We start from the raw sequence: 18,897 nt of genomic DNA on the forward strand, positions 1-18,897 counted from the left end.
CGAACGGCGTGCCAGGGCGGGCGCCGAGACGGTGATCAGTGCGATACTCGGACAGTTCCGGGCAGTGGATGACGCGTCAGTTGGCCGCAGTGACGCCCGGAACCAGACGGGGACAGGACAGGGAGGCGCGGCATGGGAGCACTTCGCGACGAGCACCACGGGTGGCTGATGCCCTCGGGGAGCTACCCCGCCGCGGTGTACGAGGAGGAGTCGTGGGCGACCGCCGACACGATTCCGGTGCTGCCGAATCCGACCAAGATCGTCTCGGTGAAGCCCACCGGCTTCGAGTCCGCCCGGGTGGTGGGCGAGCACATCCGCTCGGGCACCCCGGTGGTGATGGACGTGACCGAGATGGACGACGGCGAGGCCAAGCGGATGGTCGACTTCGCCTCGGGCCTGGTCTTCGGCACCCGCGGCGGCATCGAGCGGATCGCCCGCCGGGTGTTCCTGCTCACGCCGCCGCAGGTCGAGGTGATGGTGATCGACCGGCCGCTGGACGACAGCGGCTTCTACAACCAGAGCTGACCGCGGGCACCGGGCACTGACCCGGAGCAGCGCAGACCGGAGACGGCAGTAGCCGCCTCCGGTTTTTTGCTGCCCGCCGCCGGTCGGCCGATGCCGCAGTTCGGCGCCAAAAGTCTCAGCTGAGACATGCATGTCTCATCCGAGCTATCCTGGACTCATGGCAATCGATCGTGACGCGGTCCTCAAGGCAGCCGTCGGCGTGCTCTCCCGGCAGCCGACCGCACATCTGGACGAGATCGCCCGCGCCGCCGGGATCAGCCGGGCCTCGCTGCACCGGATCTTCCCCGGCCGCGAGGCGCTGATCCGCGAGGTCGGTCTGCTCGGTCTGCGCCGCTACAACAGCGCGCTGGACACCGCCGCCATCGAGACCGGCGACACCGCCGAGGCGCTGCGCCGGCTGATCGACCTGCTGGTGCCCGACGCCGCGCTCTGCGCCTTCCTGGCCGGTGAGAACCAGCTCTTCGACGACCCGGAGCTGTGCGCGCTCTGGGAGGAGCAGGACGCCCGGGTCCGCGCCTTCTTCCTGCGCGGCCAGCAGGAGGGGGCCTTCCGGATCGAGCTGCCGGCCGGCTGGCTCAGCGAAGCCTTCTTCGACCTGCTGGCCGGCGTGGGCTGGGCCGTCCAGGACGGCCGGCTCGCCCCCCGGGACAGCGCCTTCGCCCTGACCGAGCTCTTCCTCGGCGGGGCCCTGCGAAGGACAGGAACCTCATGACCAGCACGCTCGACACCGCGATGTCCACCACCTCCACCACCCTCGGAACCGCCGGCACCGGTGACCGCCGGCGCTGGTCGGGCCTGGCCGTCCTGGTCCTGGGCGTGCTGCTGGTCGTCGTCGACGCCACCGTGCTGGTGCTGGCGATCCCCTCGATCACCGAGACCCTGGCGCCCAGCTCCACCGCACTGCTGTGGATCGGCGACAGCTACTCCTTCGTGCTGGCGGGTCTGCTGGTCAGCATGGGCGCGCTCAGCGACCGGATCGGGCGCAAGCGGCTGCTGCTGATCGGCACCGCCGCCTTCGGCGCGGCCTCGCTGCTGGCCGCCTACGCGCCCGGCCCCGGCTGGCTGATCGCCGCCCGGGCGCTGCTGGGCGTGGCCGGGGCTACCATCATGCCCTCCACGCTGTCGCTGATCCGCGCGCTGTTCCCCGAGGCCCGCGAGCGGGCCAGGGCGATCGGCATCTGGGGCGCGGCCGCCACCGCCGGCGCCGCGGCCGGGCCGCTGGTCGGCGGGGTGCTGCTGGAGCACTTCTGGTGGGGCTCGGTCTTCCTGCTGAACCTGCCCGTCGTGGCGCTCCTGCTGGTGCTGGGGGGCTGGCTGCTGCCGGAGTCCAAGGACCCGCGACCGGGCCGGCTGGACCTGCTCAGCGTGCTCTGCTCGATGACCGGCCTGATCGCGCTGGTCTACGCGATCACCGAGGCCGCCGCCCACGGCGTGGCCCGGTGGCAGGTGCCGGTCGCGGCCGTGCTGGGCGTGCTCGGGCTCTGGCTCTTCGTGCGCCGGCAGCTGCGGCTGGCCGACCCGCTGCTGGACGTGCGGCTGTTCGCCGACCGCCGGTTCACCGCCGCCGTGCTGGGGGCGCTGATCGCGGTCTTCGGGCTGGCCGGCGTGGTCTTCTTCATGTCGCAGTACCTCCAGCTGGTACGGGGGCTCTCGCCGCTGACGGCCGGGCTGGCCGAGCTGCCCGCCTTCGCCGGTGCGGCTGCCGCCTCGATCCTGACCACCCGGCTGACCCGCTCGGCCGGGCCCAGGGCGGCGCTGGTCGGCGGCATGGCGCTGCTGGGACTGGCGCTGGGCGCCCTGGGGCTGCTGCGCCAGGACACCTCGTTCCTGCTGCTGGCCGTGATCTTCCTCGCGGTCGGCGCGGCCGAGGGCCTGGTGTACACGCTCTCCGCCGACCTGGTGCTGAGCGCTGCGCCGCCGGCCAGGTCCGGGGCGGCCTCCGCGGTCTCGGAGACCGCTTACGAGCTGGGCACGGCGCTGGGGATCGCGCTGTTCGGCTCGGTGCTCACCGCCGTCTACCGCGGCGGCGGCACCCCGCCCGGGGTGGATGCGGAGACGGCCGCCAGGGCCCACGAGTCGCTGGGCTCGGCGGTGGCGGCGGCCCAGCACCTGCCGGGCGAGGCCGGACAGGCGCTGGTGGGCATGGCGCAGGAGGCGTTCGTGCGGGGCATCGGCCTGGCGGCGGTGCTCGCCGCGGTGCTGGTGCTGCTGGGCGCCGGCCTGGCCTGGCGGCTGCTGCGCCGGGTCTGACGGGCCCCGGCCTGGCCGTGCCGCCCGGTGGCGAACCGGGCGGCACGGCCCGTCAGCTGCCGAGCGGCAGCTCCAGCTCCGCCCAGACCACCTTGCCGCTGCGGGTCGGCCGGCTGCCCCAGCGCTGGGCCAGCTCGTTGACCAGGTGCATACCGCGCCCGCCCTCGTCCTGCGAGCCCGAGGGGCGCAGCCGCGGGGCCTGGCGCCCGGAGTCGGCCACCTCCAGGGTGAGCATCCGGTCCCGGAACAGCCGCAGCCGCTGCGGCTCCTGGGCGTGCACCAGGGCGTTCGTGACCAGCTCGCTGACCAGCAGTTCGGCGGAGTCGGCGAGCGGGGCCAGGCCCCAGTCGGCGAGCGTGGAACGGGTGAAGCGGCGGGCCCGCGCGGGCATCGGGCCCTGGCCGGTGAGCTGCAGGGTGGCCATCCGGTCACTGGGCACCGGCAGCGCCCTGGCCATGATCATCGCCACGTCGTCCTCGCTGTCGCCGCGCACCAGTGCGGAGACCACCGCGTCGCAGTGCGCCTCCAGGGTGCGGCCCCGGGCGGCGAGGGTGGCGCACAGCTCGTTGATGCCCCGGTCGATGTCCTCGCCGCGGCGCTCCACCAGGCCGTCGGTGAAGAGGGTCAGCACGCTGCCCTCGGGCAGCGTGAACTCGACGTTCTCGAAGGAGACCCCGCCCACCCCCAGCGGCACCCCCGGCGGCACGTCCAGCACCCGGGCCACGCCGTCCGTGCCCATCACCACCGGGGGCAGGTGGCCGGCGCTGGCCACCGTGCAGCTGCGGTCCACCGGGTCGTAGACCGCGCAGACGCAGGTGGCGAACTGGCCCTCGCCGATGCCGGTGGCGGTCTCGTCCAGGCGGGCGAGCACCTGGGCCGGCGGCATGTCCAGGGTGGCCAGGGTGCGGGCCACCGTGCGCAGCTGACCCATCGTCGCCGCCGCCCTGATCCCATGGCCCATCACGTCGCCGACCACCAGCGCCACCCGGCCGCAGGAGAGCGGCACCACGTCGAACCAGTCGCCGCCGACCTCGCTGACCACGCTGCTGGGCAGGTAGCGGTAGGCGATCTCCAGGCCCAGGGTGCGGTGGATCTCCTGCGGCAGCAGGCTGCGCTGCAGGGTCAGCGCGGTGTCGCGCTCGCGGCGGTAGAGGCGGGCGTTGTCGATGCAGACGGCGGTGCGGGCCACCAGCTCCTCGGCCAGTGCCACGTCCGCCTCGCTGAACGACTCGGGGTTGCGGGTGCGGACGAACTCCGCGCCGCCGAGCACCATGCCGCGGGCCAGCAGTGGAACCAGCAGGTAGGAGTGGATGCCGGCCGCCAGGCCCGGCTCCACCCGTTCCTCGCGCGGGGCGATCCGGCGCAGCGCCGCCTCGTCCACCTCGGCCACCACCATCGGGCGGCCGCTGCGCAGGCTCTTGGTGTAGATCCGGCTGGAGTCGTAGGCGGTGGTCTCGCCGACCGCGTCGGCCACGTTGGTCAGCCCCGCCCCGTACGCCTCGCCGGAGGCCACCGCGCGCAGCAGCACCCCCTGGTCGGGGGCGAGCAGGCCGGGCTCCTCCCCCTGCAGGATCGGGTCGAGCAGGTCGACGGTGGCGAAGTCGGCGAACCTGGGGACCACCGCGGAGACCAGTTCCTCCGCGGTGCGCTGCATGTCCAGGGTGGTGCCGATCCGGGCGCTGGCCTCGGCGAGCAGGGTCAGCCGCTCCTGGGCGCGGGCGGCGCGGGCCTCGGCCTGGAAGCGCTCGGTCACGTCGATGAGCGAGGAGCTGACGCCGAGCACCCGGCCCGAGGCGTCGGCGAGCCGGAAGTAGGAGGCCGACCAGGCGTGGTCGTTGCCCGGCGCGCCGGGTGTGCGGCCGTGCGAGCGGGCGTCGATCACCGGCTCGCCGGTGGCGAGCACCTCGCGCATCACGCCCTCGATCTCGGTGGTGTTGATCCCGGGCAGCACCTCGTCGATCCGCTTGCTCAGGTGGGCCGCCACCGGCAGGCCGTTCATCGCGGCCAGCGCCGGGTTGATCCGCACGTAGCGCAGCTCGGTGTCGTAGACCGCCATGCCGATCGGCGACTGGGTGAAGAAGCCGTCCAGGACCGCGAGGTTGGCCTCCACCTGCTGGATGGCGCGCACGTCGGAGCCGGTGGCCAGGACCAGCGGGCGGCCGCCCGGTCCGGTGATGCCGTAGGTGCGGAAGTCCAGCTCGACCTCGTGGCCGTCCTTGTGCCGCACCGGGAAGATCCCCGACCAGCGGCGGCCGGCCAGGATGTTCTCGTACAGGTCCAGCACCTCGGGGCGGTGCTGGGAGGTGGTCAGCAGCGGGGCGGCGAAGTGCCCGACGATCTCCTCGGCCCGCCAGCCGAGCAGCCGCTCGGCGTCCTCGCTCCAGTGCAGGACCAGGCCGTCGGCGTCCAGCAGGGCGGTGGCCAGCGGAACCAGGCGGTGGCCGTCCAGGGCCGCCGGGACGATCCCGGACACGCCGGAGCCGCCGGGCTGCGCGCCCCCTTCGGGCGGGGGGCCGGTCTGAGGTGCGTGCACTGTTCCAGACTGCCCGCTGATCAGCGGGGCGGCGACCGGTGGTGGGCCTGGGCTTGGCGTTGCGTCAGGCGTCCGGCTGCGCGGCGGGCGACGCGCCGTCAGCCGGCCGCTGCCCGGGGACGGCCCGATCGAGCGCGGCCTGGTCCAGCGCCGCCTGCAGCATCCGGGTCCACTGGCGCACCACGCCGGTGCGCCGGGCGGTGTCGTCGGTGAGCAGGTTGGCCAGGCCCAGGCCGCGGGCCAGGTCGAGGGTGGCCTGGACCGACTCGCGCACGCCCTGCGCGCTCCCGTCCACCCCGAGCGAGTCCAGCGCGGCCCGGTGGGACTCGCGACCGACCCGGTTCTCCAGGGCGATGATCCGCTCGCGCAGCGGCTGCTCGGTCGCCGCGGCCACCCACAGGTGCAGGGCCGCACGGAAGAGCGGCCCGGTGTAGAGGCGGACCAGCAGGTCCACCACGGCCTCGGTCCTGGCCGGCCCCGGCGGCGGCAGCTCGCCGGTGCCGGCCCGGACGGCGGCCAGCCGCTCGGCGGTCACGTGTTCGACGGCGGCGGTGAAGAGGTCCTCGCGGGTCGGGAAGTGGTGCTGGGCGGCGCCGCGGGTCACCCCGGCGCGTTCGGCCACCACGGTGACGGTGCTGCCGTTCCAGCCGCGCTCGGCCAGACAGTCCACGGCCGCCTCCAGCAGTCGGCGGCGGGTGGCGCGGCTGCGGTCCTGCTGCGGGGTGCGGGCAGCGGTGGTCATGGCGGTGCGCTCCGGGCGGGGTGTGAGGGGGTCCTGGGTGGCCCCGGATGGGGGGACCAAGCGGGCCCCGGGGTGGGGTGGCGGGGTGGTCCCCGGGGAGGGCGGTCCCCGGCCCCGCATCCTCCCATCCTCCCAGACGGGCCCGGGGCCGAGGACTGATCCCAGGTCAGCGGCCGCGCAGCTCCCGGCGCAGGATCTTGCCGCTGGCGGACTTCGGCACCGCGTCCAGGAAGCCGACCGCGCGGACCTTCTTGTACGGCGCGACCCGGGCGGCGACGAACTCCATCACCTCGGGTCCGGTCAGCTCGCTGCCCGGGGCCCGCACCACGAACGCCTTCGGCCGCTCGGTGCCGTCCTCGTCGGTGACCCCGACCACGGCGGCGTCCGCTATCCCCGGGTGGGTCAGCAGCAGCGCCTCCAGCTCGGCGGGCGCCACCTGGTAGCCCTTGTACTTGATCAACTCCTTGACCCGGTCGACGATGAACAGGTAGCCGCGCTCGTCGACGTAGCCGACGTCGCCGGTGTGCAGCCAGCCCTCCGGGTCGATCATCGTGTCGGTGTCGGCGGGGCGGCCCAGGTAGCCCTTCATCACCTGCGGACCGCGGATCAGGATCTCGCCCTGCTCGCCGGCCCCGAGGTCCTCCCCGCCGCCGTCCAGCGAGCGCACCCGCAGCTCGGTGGCGGCCACCAGCTTGCCGACCGAGCCGGGGGCCGGATCGGGGTCGCTGAGCGGGACGAGGTGGGTGGCGGGCGAGAGCTCGGTCATCCCGTAGCCCTGCTGGACCGTGGCGAGGCCGAGCCGGTCGGCGCAGGCCGCCGCGAGGTCGGCGTCGAGCGGGGCCGCGGCGCTGCGCACGTAGCGGATCGAGGAGAGGTCGAACTCGTCGACCAGCGGGTGCTTGGCCAGCGCCAGCACGATCGGCGGGGCCACCACCAGCCCCTCGATGCGGTGGTCCTGGATGGTGCGCAGGAACTGGGCCAGGTCGAAGCGGGGCAGCACCACCACGGTGGCGCCGACCTGGAGCGGGCGGTGCAGAAGGATGACCAATCCGTAGATATGAAAGAAGGGCAGCACGGCGATCAGCCGCTCGCCGACCACGCCAGGCTCGACGGCGTCGATCTGGGCGAGGTTGGTGGCGATCGAGCGGTGGGTGAGCATCACGCCCTTGGGCAGGCCGGTGGTGCCGCTGGAGTAGGGCAGGGCGGCGAGGTCGGTGCCCGGATCGATGGCGACCTGCGGCTCGGGGGCGGTGGAGGCCCGCAGGTCGGCCAGGGTGCGGTAGCCGGCCGGGCCGCCCTGGTCGAGCAGGAAGATCTCGCGCACTCCCTTGCCGCCATCGGTCGCCGCCAGCGACACCGGCAGCAGCGCCGAGCAGGTGATGATCCAGCCGGCGCCGCTGTCGCGCAGCTGGCCGGCCAGCTCCTCGGGGGTGGCGAGGGAGGAGACCGTGGTGACGACGGCGCCCGCCCGGCCGGCCGCGTACACGGCGACGGGGTAGGCGATCGAGTTGGGGCTGTGCAGCGCCACCACGTCCCCCTTGGCCACCCCCGCCTCGGCCAGCCCGGCGGCCACCCGGCCGACGGCGGCGGCGAGTTCGGTGTAGCTCAGGGTCTCGCCGGTCACGCCGTCGACCAGGGCGGGGGCGTCGCCGTAGCGGGCGGCGCCGGCCAGCACCACGTCGTGGAGCGGCTGGTCGACGACGGGGACGTCGGGGTACTCGCTGCGGAACGCCATGGGGACTCCTGCGGATCGGCGACTCACGGCCGGGTGGAGGCCGTGCCGGAGGTGCTACCCGGGTGCCGGGGCGCGCACGCCCCGGCGTGACCACTCAGTAGGAGCGCGGCAGGCCGAGGGTGTGCTGGGCCACGTAGTTGAGGATCATCTCGCGGCTGACCGGGGCCACCCGGCCGACCCGGGTGGCGGCGAGCAGCGCGGCCAGGCCGTACTCCTGGGTCAGGCCGTTGCCGCCCAGCGTCTGCACGGCCTGGTCGACGGTGCGGGTGGCCGCCTCGCCGGAGGCGTACTTGGCCATGTTGGCGGCCTCCCCCGCCGCGGCGTCGTCGCCCGCGTCGTACAGGTGGGCGGCCTTGCGCATCATCAGCCGGGCCAGCTCGACCTCGATGGCGCACTGCGCCAGCGGGTGGGCCAGGCCCTGGTGGGCGCCGATCGGCGTGTCCCAGACGGTACGGCCCTTGGCGTACTCCACGGCGGTGTTCAGCGCCTGGCGGGCCACCCCGAGCGAGAAGGCGGCGGTCATGATCCGCTCGGGGTTGAGCCCGGCGAACAGCTGCTGCAGACCGGCGTTCTCCTCGCCCACCAGGGCATCGGCGGGCAGCCGGACGTCGTCCAGGAAGACCTGGAACTGGCGCTCGGGGGAGACGAGTTCCATCGGGATCGGCCGGTACTCGAAACCCGGGGTCCGGCGCGGCACGATGAACAGCGCGGGCTTGAGCTTGCCGGTGCGCGCGTCCTCGGTGCGGCCGACCACCAGCACCGCGTCCGAGCCGTCGATGCCGGAGATGAAGACCTTGCGGCCGTTCAGCACCCAGTCGCCGCCGTCGCGCTTGGCCACCGTGGAGAGCTTGTGCGAGTTGGAGCCCGCGTCCGGCTCGGTGATGGCGAAGGCCATCCGGCGGCTGCCGTCGGCCAGGCCCGGCAGCCAGGCGCGCTTCTGCTCCTCGGTGCCGAACCGGGCCAGGATGGTGCCGCAGATCGCCGGGGAGACCACTAGCATCAGCAGCGGGCAGCCGACCGTGCCCAACTCCTCCAGGACGATCGCCAGTTCGTAGACGCCGGCGCCGCCACCACCGTACTCCTCCGGCAGGTTGACCCCGAGGAAGCCCAACTTTCCTGCATCCGACCAGAGTTCGTCGGTGTGCTCACCGGCCCGCGCCTTGGCGAGGAAGTAGCCGGAACCGTAGCGGCGGCCCAGGTCGCCGACCGCGCGGCGCAGCGCGATCCGCTCGGGGGTCTCGATCAGCGGGCTCTCGGAAGTACTCGGTGCGGACATGCGGGGTCCTCCGGTCTACTGGATCACGGAACTGGCGGGCGCGGTGGGCCCGGTGGGGCCGTCGGAATCGGCGGGGTCGGCGCAGTCGGCGGGCCGGACGGGTTCGACGACGGCCAGCACCGCGCCGAGCTCGACCTGCTGCCCGGCCAGGGCGCGCAGTTCGGTCACCGTGCCGTCCACCGGCGCGGTGACCTGGTGTTCCATCTTCATCGCCTCCAGCCAGAGCAGCGGCTGGCCGGCCGCCACCCGCTCGCCGACCTCGGCGCCCAGCCGGATCACCGTGCCGGGCATCGGGGCGAGCAGCGCACCCGGAGTCGGTGCCACCACGGGTTCGGCGAAGCGCGGAAGGGCGGTGAGGGTGACGGAGGCCGCCGGCGTGTCGACCTCGATCACGTCGCCGTAGCGGGCGATCCCGAAGGTGCGGCGCACGCCGTCGACCTCCAGCACGACCTGCTCGGTGGTCGCGTCGAGCAGCCGCACGCCCGGGTGCTCCTCGGCCAGCAGGCCGTCCCTGGTCCGGCGGTAGCCGACCGTCAACTCCTGCCCGTCCGCGGCGCGATAGCGCCTGACCTGGGGCTGGGAGGGCAGATTGCGCCAGCCGGCGGGCAGCGGGCCGGGGTGGGCGGCGGCCTGGGCGAGCGCGGCGGCCAGGGCGGCCAGCGGCAGCTCGCGCTTGTCAGCGGCGGGCAGCAGGTCCGCCGCGTGCTCGGTGAGGAAGGCGGTGTGCAACTCCCCCGCCAGGAAGGCGGGATGGCGCAGCACGTGGACCAGCAGCGCACGGTTGGTGGTCAGGCCGTGGATCCGGGCCCGGAGCAGCGCGTCGGCCAGCCGGCGCGCGGCAGCGGCCCTGGTGGGCGCCCAGGCGATCACCTTGGCGAGCATCGCGTCGTACCGCACCCCGACCGCACTGCCGTTCACCACGCCGGAGTCGATCCGCAGGCCACTGTGCCGCTCGGTGCCGGCCACGGGGTGCTCGGCGGGGAACTCGATCCGGTGCAGGGTGCCGCTCTGCGGCTGCCAGCCGGCCGCCGGATCCTCGGCGTAGAGCCGGGCCTCGATCGCGTGGCCGCGCGCGGCGGGCGGCTCGGCGGGCAGCGCCTGCCCCTCCGCCACGGCCAGTTGCAGGGCCACCAGGTCCAGGCCGGTGACGCACTCGGTGACCGGATGCTCCACCTGGAGGCGGGTGTTCATCTCCAGGAAGAAGAACCGGCCGTCCGGGGCGAGCAGGAACTCGACCGTCCCGGCGCCGGTGTAGTCGATCGCGCGCGCGGCCGATTCGGCCGCCGCGGCCAACTCGGCGCGCAGCGCCGGTGGCAGGCCCGGCGCCGGGGTCTCCTCCAGCACCTTCTGGTGCCGGCGCTGCACCGAGCAGTCGCGCTCGCCCAGCGCCCAGACGGTGCCGTGCGCGTCGGCCAGCAACTGCACCTCGACGTGCCGGCCGCTGGGCAGGTACGGCTCCAGGAAGACCTCGCCGTCACCGAAGGCCGCCGCCGCCTCCACCGAGGCCGCGGCCAGCTCGCCTGCCAGGTCGGCCAGTCGGCGCACCACCCGCATGCCGCGACCGCCGCCGCCCGCCGCCGCCTTGACCAGCAGCGGCAGATCGGCCGCGGTGGCCGCCTCGGGCTCCACGGGTTCGAGGACCGGCACCCCGGCTGCGGCCATCAGGCGCTTGGCCGCGCTCTTGGAGCCCATCGCGGCCATCGCCTCGGGGCTCGGACCGACCCAGGCCAGCCCCGCCGCCAGCACCGCGCGGGCGAAGGCCGGATCCTCGGAGAGGAACCCGTACCCCGGGTGCACCGCGTCCGCGCCCGCCGCGAGGGCGGCCTGCACCAGCAGGTCGGCGCGCAGATAGGTGTCGGCGGGGGCGGCTCCGGGCAGCCGGACGGCGCTGTCCGCCTCCAGGACGTGCGGCGCCCCCTCGTCCGGGTCCGCGTACACCGCCACGGTGGTGATGCCGAGTTCGCGGCAGCTGCGGAAGATCCGGCGGGCGATCTCGCCGCGGTTGGCGACGAGCAGGCTGGTGATCATCTGACGGTCCTTCACTTCTTCGCGCACGCCCTGCACATCCCTCACGCCGTCACACCCTCACATCCGGAAGACGCCATAGCCGCGCGCCCCCTCGACCGGTGCGCTGTGGATCGCGGACAGGCACAGCCCGAGCACCGTGCGGGTGTCGCGCGGGTCGATCACCCCGTCGTCGTAGAGCCGTCCGGAGAGGAAGGCCGGCAGCGACTCCGCCTCGATCTGCTGCTCGACCATGGCGCGGATCGCGGCGTCCGCGTCCTCGTCGTAGGGCTGGCCCTTGGCGGCGGCCGACTGGCGGGCCACGATCGAGAGCACGCCCGCCAGTTGGGCCGGTCCCATCACCGCGGACTTGGCGCTGGGCCAGGCGAACAGGAAGCGCGGGTCGTAGGCCCGCCCGCACATGCCGTAGTGGCCGGCCCCGTAGGAGGCGCCGAGCAGCACGGACAGGTGCGGGACGGTGCTGTTGGACACCGCGTTGATCATCATCGCGCCGTGCTTGATGATGCCGCCCTGCTCGTACTCCTTGCCGACCATGTAGCCGGTGGTGTTGTGCAGGAAGAGCAGCGGGATGTCCCGCTGGTTGGCCAACTGGATGAACTGGGCGGCCTTCTGGGACTCCGCGCTGAACAGCACGCCCTGCGCGTTGGCCAGGATGCCCACCGGGTAGCCGAACAGCGTGGCCCAGCCGGTGGCCAGGCTCGACCCGTAGAGCGGCTTGAACTCGTCGAAGTCGGAGCCGTCGACGATCCGGGCGATCACCTCGCGCGGGTCGAAGGGGACCTTGAGGTCGCTCGGCACGATGCCGAGCAGCTCCTCCTCGTCGTAGACCGGCGGCCGGGCGGCCGGATCGAGCGCCGGTCCGGCCTTGCGCCAGTGCAGCCGGTGCACGATCCGGCGGGCCAGCCGCAGCGCGTCGGGCTCGTCCACGGCGAACTGGTCGGCCAGACCCGAGACCCGGGCGTGCATCTCGGCGCCGCCGAGCGACTCGTCGTCGGCCTCCTCGCCGGTGGCCATCTTGACCAGCGGCGGACCGCCGAGGAAGACCTTGGCCCGCCCCTTGACCAGCACGGTGTGGTCGGACATGCCCGGCACGTAGGCACCACCGGCGGTGGAGTTGCCGAAGACCACCGCGACGGTGGGGATCCCGGCGGCGGAGAGCCGGGTGAGGTCGCGGAAGAGCGCGCCGCCCGGGATGAAGATCTCCTTCTGGCTGGGCAGGTCGGCGCCGCCCGACTCGACCAGGTTGATCAGCGGCAGGCGGTTGCGCAGCGCGATCTCGTTGGCCCGCAGCGCCTTGCGCAGGGTCCACGGATTGCTCGCCCCGCCGCGCACCGTCGGGTCGTTGGCGGTGATCACGCACTCGGTGCCCTCGACCGTGCCGATGCCGGTGACCAGCCCGGCACCGACCGGGTAGTCGCTGCCCCAGGCGGCCAGCGGCGAGAGCTCCAGGAACGGCGAGTCCGGGTCGAGCAGCAGCTCGATCCGCTCACGGGCGAGCAGCTTGCCACGCGCGCGGTGGCGTTCGACGTACTTGGGACCGCCGCCGGCCAGCGCCTTGGCGTGTTCGGCGTCGAGCCCGGCGAGTTTGGCGAGCATCGCCTCGCGGTGGGCGAGGTGGTCCGCCGACCCCGGGTCGAGCCGGGTGGCGAGCACGGTCACAGCAGGACCTCCGGAATGTCGAGGGTGCGGGAGCGCAGCCACTCCCCCAGCGCCTTGGCCTGCGGGTCGAACCGCTCCTGGGCGCCCACGCCCCGGCCGAGCAGGCCGGTGACGACGAAGTTGACGGCACGCAGGTTGGGCAGCAGGTGGCGGGTGACCGTCAGCTCGGCGGTCTCGGGCAGCAGCTCCTTGAGCCGATGGACCGTCAGTTCGTGGGCGAGCCAGCGCCAGGCCTGCTCGGTGCGGACCCAGACGCCGAGATTGGCGTCGCCGCCCTTGTCGCCGCTGCGGGCCCCGGCGACCAGGCCCAGCGGGACGCGGCGGGTGGGGCCCGCCGGGAGCGGGTCGGGGAGGTCGGGCTCGCCGGCGGGCCGGGCCGGCACGGGGGCGGTGACCACGGCCGGCGGGATCGCGCGGCGGGTGCCGTCGGGCAGCACGGCCCAGTGCTCCACCAGCGTGGCGTCCAGGTGCACGGCCTCGAAGACCCCGTACGGCGCCCCCGGCCCCGGCGGCGCCGTCAGGTGGAAGCCCGGGTAGCCGGCCAGGCCGAGTTCGACGGCCGCCGCGCCGACCGCGCGCCCGACCCTGGCCTGGTCCCGGTCCCGCACCGTGAGCTGGAGCAGCGCACTGGCCTGCTGCTCGGTCGCGGCGTCGGGCCGGTCGGTGCGGGCCAGAGTCCAGCGCAGCTCGGCCGGGCGGCTCCCCGCCTCGTCGAGCGCCTGCTCCAGCTGGGCGCGGACCAGGGCCGCCTTGGCCTCGATGTCGAGCCCGGTGAGGATGAAGACCACCTCGTTGCGCCAGCCGCCGAGCCGGTTCAGGCCGACCTTGAGGGTGGGCGGCGGTGCTTCGCCGCGCACTGCGCTGATCCGCACCCGGTCCGGGCCCTGCTGCTCCAGGCGCACGGTGTCCAGCCGGGCCGTCACGTCCGGGCCGAGGTAGCGGGCTCCGGCGGTCTCGTAGAGGAGCTGCGCGGTGACCGTGCCGAGGGTGACCGCGCCGCCGGTGCCCGGGTGCTTGGTGATCACGCTGCTGCCGTCGGCGTGCAGCTCGGCGAGCGGGAAGCCCGGGCGGGTGACGTCGTGTTCGGTGAAGAAGGCGTAGTTCCCGCCGGTCGCCTGCGCGCCGCACTCCAGCACATGGCCCGCCACCACCGCACCGGCCAGCGCGTCCAGATCGGCCGGCCCCCAGCCGAAGTGCGCCGCGGCCGGGCCGGCCACCAGGGCGGCGTCCGTCACCCGGCCGGTGACGACCAGGTCGGCGCCCTCGCGCAGGCACTCGGCGATCCCGAAGGCGCCCAGGTAGGCGTTGGCCGCGAGCAGGCCGGCGGGCGTGGTGAACTCGCCCGCCCGGGACAGCAGATCGTCCCCGGCGACCTGGCCGACGCGCAGCGCGATGCCCTGCCGAGCGGCCAGTTCGGCGATGTTCTCGGCCAGTTGGGCCGGGTTCAGGCCGCCCGCGTTGACCACGATCCGCACCCCGCGGTCCACCGCCAGGCCCAGGCACTCCTCCAACTGGCGCAGGAACACCTTGGCGTAGCCGAGCTTCGGGTCCTTCAGCCGGTCGCGGGCCAGGATCAGCATGGTCAGCTCGGCCAGGTAGTCGCCGGTGAGGACGTCCAGCGGCCCGCCGGTGAGCATCTCGCGCACGGCGGAGAAGCGGTCGCCGTAGAAGCCGGAGGCGTTGCCGACGCGCAGCGGCGGGGGCGGGGTGGCGGGGGCGGTGGAGTCCGGTCCGGGGTGCGGCATGCGGGCGCCTTCTCGGTCGCGCGGGCGGGCGGTTGCGGGTGGCTCGGAGTTGATGGTGGGTCAGTGCGGAGAAAAAAGCAATCGTGCGTGCTTGTTTTTCTCCCGGCGGGCACGGCCGGGCTCTACGATCACCCCATGGTGACCGTACTCGTGAACGGTCTTCCCGGCGCCGGGAAGACCACGTTGGCCCGGGCTCTGGCACGGGAGTTGGGGCTGCCGCTGTTCAGCAAGGACGCGGTCAAGGAGAGTCTGGCCGACGCCCTCGGGGTGGCGCCCGCGCCCGGCGTCACCGCGCGGGAGTGGAGCAATGCGCTGGGCCGGGCCGCGGCGGAGACGCTGTGGACGCTGCTGGGGCAGGCGCCCGAGGGGGCCGTCCTGGAGAGCCCGTGGCTGAGCAGTCTGCGCGGGTTCGCGGTCGCCGGGCTCGCCCGCGCAGGGGTGGACGAGGTCCAGGAGGTCTGGTGCGACGCCCCGTTGGCGGTCGCGCGGCAGCGCTTCGCGGAGCGGGCGGCGAGCAGGCATCCGGTGCACCTGGACGGCGACGGGCCGGCCTCCGAGGAGCGGTGGGCGCTGTGGAGCCGGACGGCCGAGCCGCTGGGCCTCGGTCCGGTGCACCGCGTCGACACGACCCGGCCGGTGGACGTGCCGCTGCTCGCCCGGCGGATCAGGGCGAGCAGCGAGGGGCGCCTGGAACACGCCTCGTGAGCAGTGAACGGGACGGGCCGGGAGCGGTCGGTCAGCCGCGGGCTTCGAGGCGCGCGATCCGCTCGGCCAGTGGCCGCAGCTCGGCCTGGAGCTCGGCCCGCACGGTCTCCGTCACCGCCCGCAGCTGGTCGGCGGAGGGCTGCGGCTGGGGCTGCGTGGCCCGCAGGTGCACGTAGCCGGCCAGCGCCGCCACCACGGCGCGGCGGGTGAGCCGCTGCTCGGCGCCCAGCTCGCGCAGCAGGCCGCCGCCCGCACCGTCCGGCTCCGCGACCAGGCCCAGCAGCAGGTGCTCGCAGCCGATGTAGTTGTGGCCGAGCGCCAGCGCCTCGTTGACCGTCAACTCCAGGGCCGCCGCCGCGGCGGCACTGAACCGCAGCGCGGACTCGGCCGCTTCGCCGGCTGCGGCGCCCTCCTCGCCGGGCTCGCCGCCCTGGTCGGTGCGGGCGAGGGTCTCGGTGAGCTGGGCGACGTTGATCTCCAGCGCACCGAGCACGTGGAGCGCGAGGTTGCCGCCCTCCGCGAGCACTCCGGCGAGCAGGTGCCCTGTCCCGACCACGGGTCCGTCCTCGGCGCGGGCCCGTTCGAGGGCGAGCTTGAGCGCGGTGCGGGCCCGGGCCTGGAGGGCCTGGCGGACCTGGACACGACCGCCCGGTTCACCCGGTCCTGGCCGGCCGACTCGCGGGGCGAGTGCGGGCAGGGATAACCCCTTGATACCCCCATCGGGGTCAGGTGGCAATAACCCCATCGCCGGACCCGGGTTCGCCTTATGCGGGCTTCGAGGACGCTGGGAGATCCATGTGCGCGATGGCGCAACCATCGGGCGACGAGAGCGGACGAACAGGGACATAGCGCCCGGTTGTCCGCGCACGCGGCCACCCCGCGACCGCAGTGGGTGAGAGGAAGCTCCCAGCAAGGCCCAGGGTTCCTAAACCACGGTGCTGTTGAGTCGTTACTGCCGTTGGCGTCAAGCCCCCGCTGCGCCAACGGCACCCCTTCGCTTTTCCCGCACCGAATCAGGAGGCACCGGCCTTGTCCCGGACCACCATCCGCACCGTCGGCGCCGCCGCTCTGCTCGCCGCCGGACTGCTGCTGACCGGCTGCTCCTCGTCGTCGACCACGGCCTCGACCTCCTCGGCCGCCTCGGCCAAGCCGTCCGCCTCGGCCTCCGCCGACGGCAAGGGCTCGCAGGCGATGGCCGCGTACGCGTCCTGCCTGCAGCAGCACGGTGTCACCATGCCCACCGGGCGGCCCAGCGGTCACCCGAGCGGGCGTCCCAGCGGCGCCCCGGGCGGCGGTGGCGGCGGTGGCGGCTTCTACGGTGGCGGCGCTTCGGCCGACCCGACCCGCCAGGCCGCGATGCAGGCCTGCGCCTCGCTGCGCCCGCAGGGCGGCCAGGGGCGCGGCGGCGCCGGCGGCTTCAACAGCACCGCGATGCAGGCGTTCACCGGCTGCCTCAAGGACCACGGCGTCACCCTGCCGGCCACCGGCGGCCTGCGCGGTCTGAACACCGCCGACCCGGCGACGGCCGCCGCCTACAAGACCTGCGCGCCGCTGCTGCCCGCGAAGCCGTCCGGCGCCCCGGCCGACGGTGCCTCGGCCTCGCCGTCCGCCTCCTGAGGCACCAGCAGCACCGACTCGCCCGCCGCACGGCCGTCCTGGCCGTACGGCGGGCGAGGTCGTTTCCCGGGCTGCGGGTCGTCCCCGGGCCGGCGAGTCAGGCCTGCTCGGCCACCCGCTGGACGATCTCCTCGCACAACGCGTGGGTGCGCAGGGCGTCGTGGGCGTCGACGGTCCTCCCGGCCCGCACCGCCTCCAGGAAGGCCAGCACGATCTGCTCGATGCCGCGCTGCCGGGCCACCGGCACCCAGTCGCCGCGGCGGCGCACGGTCGGCTGGCCGCGGTGGTCGATCACCTCGGCGAGGTTGACCACGCTGCGCTTGCTGTCGGCGCCGGACACCTCCAGCACCTCCTCGGTCGAGCCGCTCACCCTGTTCATCACGCCCAGCGCGGTGAACCCGTCGCCGGCCAGGGTCAGCACCAGGTGTTCGAGCAGGCCGGCCCGGCTGCGCGAGCGGACGTCCACGTGCTCGATCTCACCGGGGACCAGGAAGCGCAGGGTGTCCACCACATGGATGAAGTCGTCCAGGACGAGCGTGCGCGCTGCCTCAGGCAGTCCCTCGCGGTTCTTCTGCAGGATGATCAGGTCGCGCGGCCGCTCCTTGGCCTGCACGTACCCGGGCGCGTAGCGTCGGTTGAAGCCCACCATCAGCGAGCGGCCGAGGCGGTCGGCGAGTTCGGTCAGCCGGCGCGACTCGGCCAGGTGGTAGTCGAGCGGCTTGTCCACGTAGACGTCGATGCCCGCGGTGAGCAGCCGTTCGGCGATGGCCGCGTGGGTGTCGGTCGCGGAGTGCAGGAAGGCGGCGCGCGGGCCGCTCCTGATCAGCTCGTCGAGATCGGTGAAGCGGGACCCGATCCGGTGGGCGTCGCCGATCCGGTCGAGCTTGGCCCGGTCGCGGGTCATCAGCCGCAGGTCCAGGCCCGGCAGTGCGGTGAGCACCGGCAGGTAGGCCTTCTGGGCGATGTCGCCCAGGCCGATCACCGCAATGGGAAGGGCAGTCATGTTCTGGCTCCTCGGGACACTCGGCGGATCAGGTCGGCCGGCGATTCAGGACGACCGACAGGATCAGGACGACCGACAGGATCAGGACGACCGGCAGGATCGGGGCGACCGGCGGATCGGTATCAGGCCAGCTCGGCGGCGGCCGTGGCCAGCGCGTCCAGCACCGGTCTGATCAGCGGGTGCTGCTCGGCCCCGCCCCGTACCGCCGCGAAGACCTTGCGGGTGGCCAGCTCGCTGTCCACCGCGCGCACCGCCACCCGCGTCAGGTCGACCCCGCGCAGCGCGGAGCGCGGCACCAGCGCCACCCCGGCGCCGGCCGAGGCGAGCGCGACCACGGCGCTGAAGTCGTCGGAGGAGTGCACCAGCTGCGGTGCGAAGCCGGCGTGCTCGCAGGCGAGCAGCACCACGTCGTGGCAGGGGTTGCCGGGGTAGGGACCGATCCACGGCTCGGCGGCCAGCTCGGCCATCGCCACCGGGCCCGCCTGTCCGGCCAGCCGGTGGTCCAGCGGCAGCACCGCCTCGAACGGCTCGGCGTAGAGCGGGAACCGGGCCAGGCGCTGGTCGTCGCCGCGGGGCGCGCCGCGGTACTCGACGGCCACGGCGAGGTCGGCCTGGCCGTCGAGCAGCATCGGCAGGCTCGCATCGCCCTCGGCGTCCAGCACCTTGAGCCGCACGCCCGGCGCGGCCGTGGCCAGCGTGGCGATGGCCGGCGCCAGCACCAGGGCGATGCCGGTGGCGAAGGAGGCCACCGTGACCTGGCCGCCGGCGCCGCTCGCATAGGCGGCGAGGTCGGCCTCGGCCCGTTCCAGCTGGGCGAGCACGGCGTCCGCGTGGCTGAGCAGGATCTCACCGGCCGCCGTCAGCCGCACCCCTCGGCCGTCCCGGGCGAGCAGCGCGTGCCCGGTCTCCTGCTCCAGCGCGGCGAGCTGCTGGGAGACGGCGGAAGGGGTGAGGTAGAGCGCCGCGGCCGCGGCGGTCACCGTCCGGTGGTCCGCCACGGCGCGCAGCGTCCGCAGGCGTCTGGCGTCGATCACTCCGCCATTCTGCCAGCGTGGACGCACCTCTCGATCACGCTGTCGGCG

Annotated in this window: 15 protein-coding genes; 5 read left to right on the forward strand and 10 right to left on the reverse strand. The window is 74.3% G+C overall.

Going from position 1 to position 18,897, the window contains the following annotated elements; genetic code table 11:
• Nucleotides 1-132: 132 nt before the first annotated feature.
• The 3 genes from OG500_RS06745 (at nt 133) to OG500_RS06755 (ending at nt 2,775) form a co-directional block, all read left to right on the forward strand.
• On the forward strand, nt 133-525 hold the full coding sequence (locus tag OG500_RS06745) for a cell division protein SepF (RefSeq protein WP_327065476.1): 393 nt from the start codon (nt 133-135) through the stop codon (nt 523-525).
• A 157-nt stretch (nt 526-682) separates the two neighbouring features.
• Nucleotides 683-1,237 carry a TetR/AcrR family transcriptional regulator gene (locus tag OG500_RS06750; RefSeq protein ID WP_329577672.1) on the forward strand — a complete coding sequence of 185 codons (555 nt, stop codon included), beginning with the start codon at nt 683-685 and terminating at the stop codon, nt 1,235-1,237.
• The gene (locus OG500_RS06755; RefSeq protein WP_442907006.1) at nt 1,234-2,775 is read left to right on the forward strand and encodes an MFS transporter; all 1,542 of its coding nucleotides are present in this window, start codon (nt 1,234-1,236) and stop codon (nt 2,773-2,775) included. Before OG500_RS06750 ends, OG500_RS06755 begins: the two co-directional genes overlap by 4 nt.
• Nucleotides 2,776-2,827: 52 nt before the next feature.
• Here OG500_RS06755 and OG500_RS06760 read toward each other — a convergent pair whose 3' ends face one another.
• The 7 genes from OG500_RS06760 to OG500_RS06790 form a co-directional block, all read right to left on the reverse strand.
• Nucleotides 2,828-5,308, reverse strand: a complete 2,481-nt coding sequence (locus tag OG500_RS06760) for a SpoIIE family protein phosphatase (protein ID WP_327065478.1) — start codon at nt 5,306-5,308, stop codon at nt 2,828-2,830.
• Nucleotides 5,309-5,372: 64 nt separating this feature from the next.
• Nucleotides 5,373-6,050, reverse strand: coding sequence for a TetR/AcrR family transcriptional regulator (locus OG500_RS06765; RefSeq protein WP_327065479.1), 678 nt, complete (start codon nt 6,048-6,050; stop codon nt 5,373-5,375).
• A 166-nt stretch (nt 6,051-6,216) separates the two neighbouring features.
• Complete coding sequence (locus OG500_RS06770) at nt 6,217-7,785, reverse strand: AMP-binding protein (protein WP_329577677.1); 1,569 nt, start codon at nt 7,783-7,785, stop codon at nt 6,217-6,219.
• Between the two features lie 94 nt (nt 7,786-7,879).
• Complete coding sequence (locus OG500_RS06775; RefSeq protein ID WP_327065481.1) at nt 7,880-9,061, reverse strand: acyl-CoA dehydrogenase family protein; 1,182 nt, start codon at nt 9,059-9,061, stop codon at nt 7,880-7,882.
• 15 nt (nt 9,062-9,076) lie between these two features.
• Nucleotides 9,077-11,089 carry an ATP-binding protein gene (locus OG500_RS06780; protein ID WP_329577680.1) on the reverse strand — a complete coding sequence of 671 codons (2,013 nt, stop codon included), beginning with the start codon at nt 11,087-11,089 and terminating at the stop codon, nt 9,077-9,079.
• 57 nt (nt 11,090-11,146) lie between these two features.
• Nucleotides 11,147-12,745: an acyl-CoA carboxylase subunit beta gene (locus tag OG500_RS06785; protein WP_329577683.1), complete on the reverse strand. Its 1,599-nt coding sequence runs from the start codon at nt 12,743-12,745 to the stop codon at nt 11,147-11,149.
• Nucleotides 12,742-14,490 (reverse strand): acyclic terpene utilization AtuA family protein, encoded by a 1,749-nt coding sequence (locus OG500_RS06790; protein WP_329577686.1) that lies wholly within the window; start codon nt 14,488-14,490, stop codon nt 12,742-12,744. Before OG500_RS06790 ends, OG500_RS06785 begins: the two co-directional genes overlap by 4 nt.
• 135 nt (nt 14,491-14,625) lie before the next feature.
• On the opposite strand from OG500_RS06790, the gene OG500_RS06795 reads away from it, so the two are divergent.
• Nucleotides 14,626-15,195 carry an AAA family ATPase gene (locus OG500_RS06795; RefSeq protein WP_329577689.1) on the forward strand — a complete coding sequence of 190 codons (570 nt, stop codon included), beginning with the start codon at nt 14,626-14,628 and terminating at the stop codon, nt 15,193-15,195.
• A 31-nt stretch (nt 15,196-15,226) separates the two neighbouring features.
• On the opposite strand, the gene OG500_RS06800 is transcribed toward OG500_RS06795, so the two are convergent.
• The gene (locus tag OG500_RS06800) at nt 15,227-16,042 is read right to left on the reverse strand and encodes a Clp protease N-terminal domain-containing protein (RefSeq protein ID WP_329577692.1); all 816 of its coding nucleotides are present in this window, start codon (nt 16,040-16,042) and stop codon (nt 15,227-15,229) included.
• A 182-nt stretch (nt 16,043-16,224) separates the two neighbouring features.
• Here OG500_RS06800 and OG500_RS06805 point away from each other — a divergent pair, with 182 nt between their 5' ends.
• Entirely contained in the window at nt 16,225-16,812 is a 588-nt protein-coding gene (locus tag OG500_RS06805) for a hypothetical protein (RefSeq protein WP_329577695.1), read from the forward strand.
• Nucleotides 16,813-16,909: 97 nt separating this feature from the next.
• Here the strand turns inward: OG500_RS06805 and OG500_RS06810 are convergent, their stop codons facing one another.
• Nucleotides 16,910-17,815 carry a Gfo/Idh/MocA family protein gene (locus OG500_RS06810; protein WP_329577698.1) on the reverse strand — a complete coding sequence of 302 codons (906 nt, stop codon included), beginning with the start codon at nt 17,813-17,815 and terminating at the stop codon, nt 16,910-16,912.
• A gap of 122 nt (nt 17,816-17,937) precedes the next feature.
• Nucleotides 17,938-18,849 (reverse strand): LysR family transcriptional regulator, encoded by a 912-nt coding sequence (locus OG500_RS06815; protein ID WP_327065488.1) that lies wholly within the window; start codon nt 18,847-18,849, stop codon nt 17,938-17,940.
• Nucleotides 18,850-18,897: the final 48 nt, after the last annotated feature.

The sequence above is a fragment of the Kitasatospora sp. NBC_01250 genome, from assembly GCF_036226465.1.
Lineage (GTDB): Bacteria > Actinomycetota > Actinomycetes > Streptomycetales > Streptomycetaceae > Kitasatospora.

Coding starts and splice junctions, on each gene's coding strand:
- OG500_RS06745 (WP_327065476.1), top strand. CDS start 133: ATGGGAGCACTTCGCGACGAGCACCACGGGTGGCTGATGCCCTCGGGG.
- OG500_RS06750 (WP_329577672.1), top strand. CDS start 683: ATGGCAATCGATCGTGACGCGGTCCTCAAGGCAGCCGTCGGCGTGCTC.
- OG500_RS06755 (WP_442907006.1), top strand. CDS start 1,234: ATGACCAGCACGCTCGACACCGCGATGTCCACCACCTCCACCACCCTC.
- OG500_RS06765 (WP_327065479.1), bottom strand. CDS start 6,050: ATGACCACCGCTGCCCGCACCCCGCAGCAGGACCGCAGCCGCGCCACC.
- OG500_RS06770 (WP_329577677.1), bottom strand. CDS start 7,785: ATGGCGTTCCGCAGCGAGTACCCCGACGTCCCCGTCGTCGACCAGCCG.
- OG500_RS06775 (WP_327065481.1), bottom strand. CDS start 9,061: ATGTCCGCACCGAGTACTTCCGAGAGCCCGCTGATCGAGACCCCCGAG.
- OG500_RS06780 (WP_329577680.1), bottom strand. CDS start 11,089: ATGATCACCAGCCTGCTCGTCGCCAACCGCGGCGAGATCGCCCGCCGG.
- OG500_RS06790 (WP_329577686.1), bottom strand. CDS start 14,490: ATGCCGCACCCCGGACCGGACTCCACCGCCCCCGCCACCCCGCCCCCG.
- OG500_RS06795 (WP_329577689.1), top strand. CDS start 14,626: ATGGTGACCGTACTCGTGAACGGTCTTCCCGGCGCCGGGAAGACCACG.
- OG500_RS06800 (WP_329577692.1), bottom strand. CDS start 16,042: ATGTCCCTGTTCGTCCGCTCTCGTCGCCCGATGGTTGCGCCATCGCGC.
- OG500_RS06810 (WP_329577698.1), bottom strand. CDS start 17,815: ATGACTGCCCTTCCCATTGCGGTGATCGGCCTGGGCGACATCGCCCAG.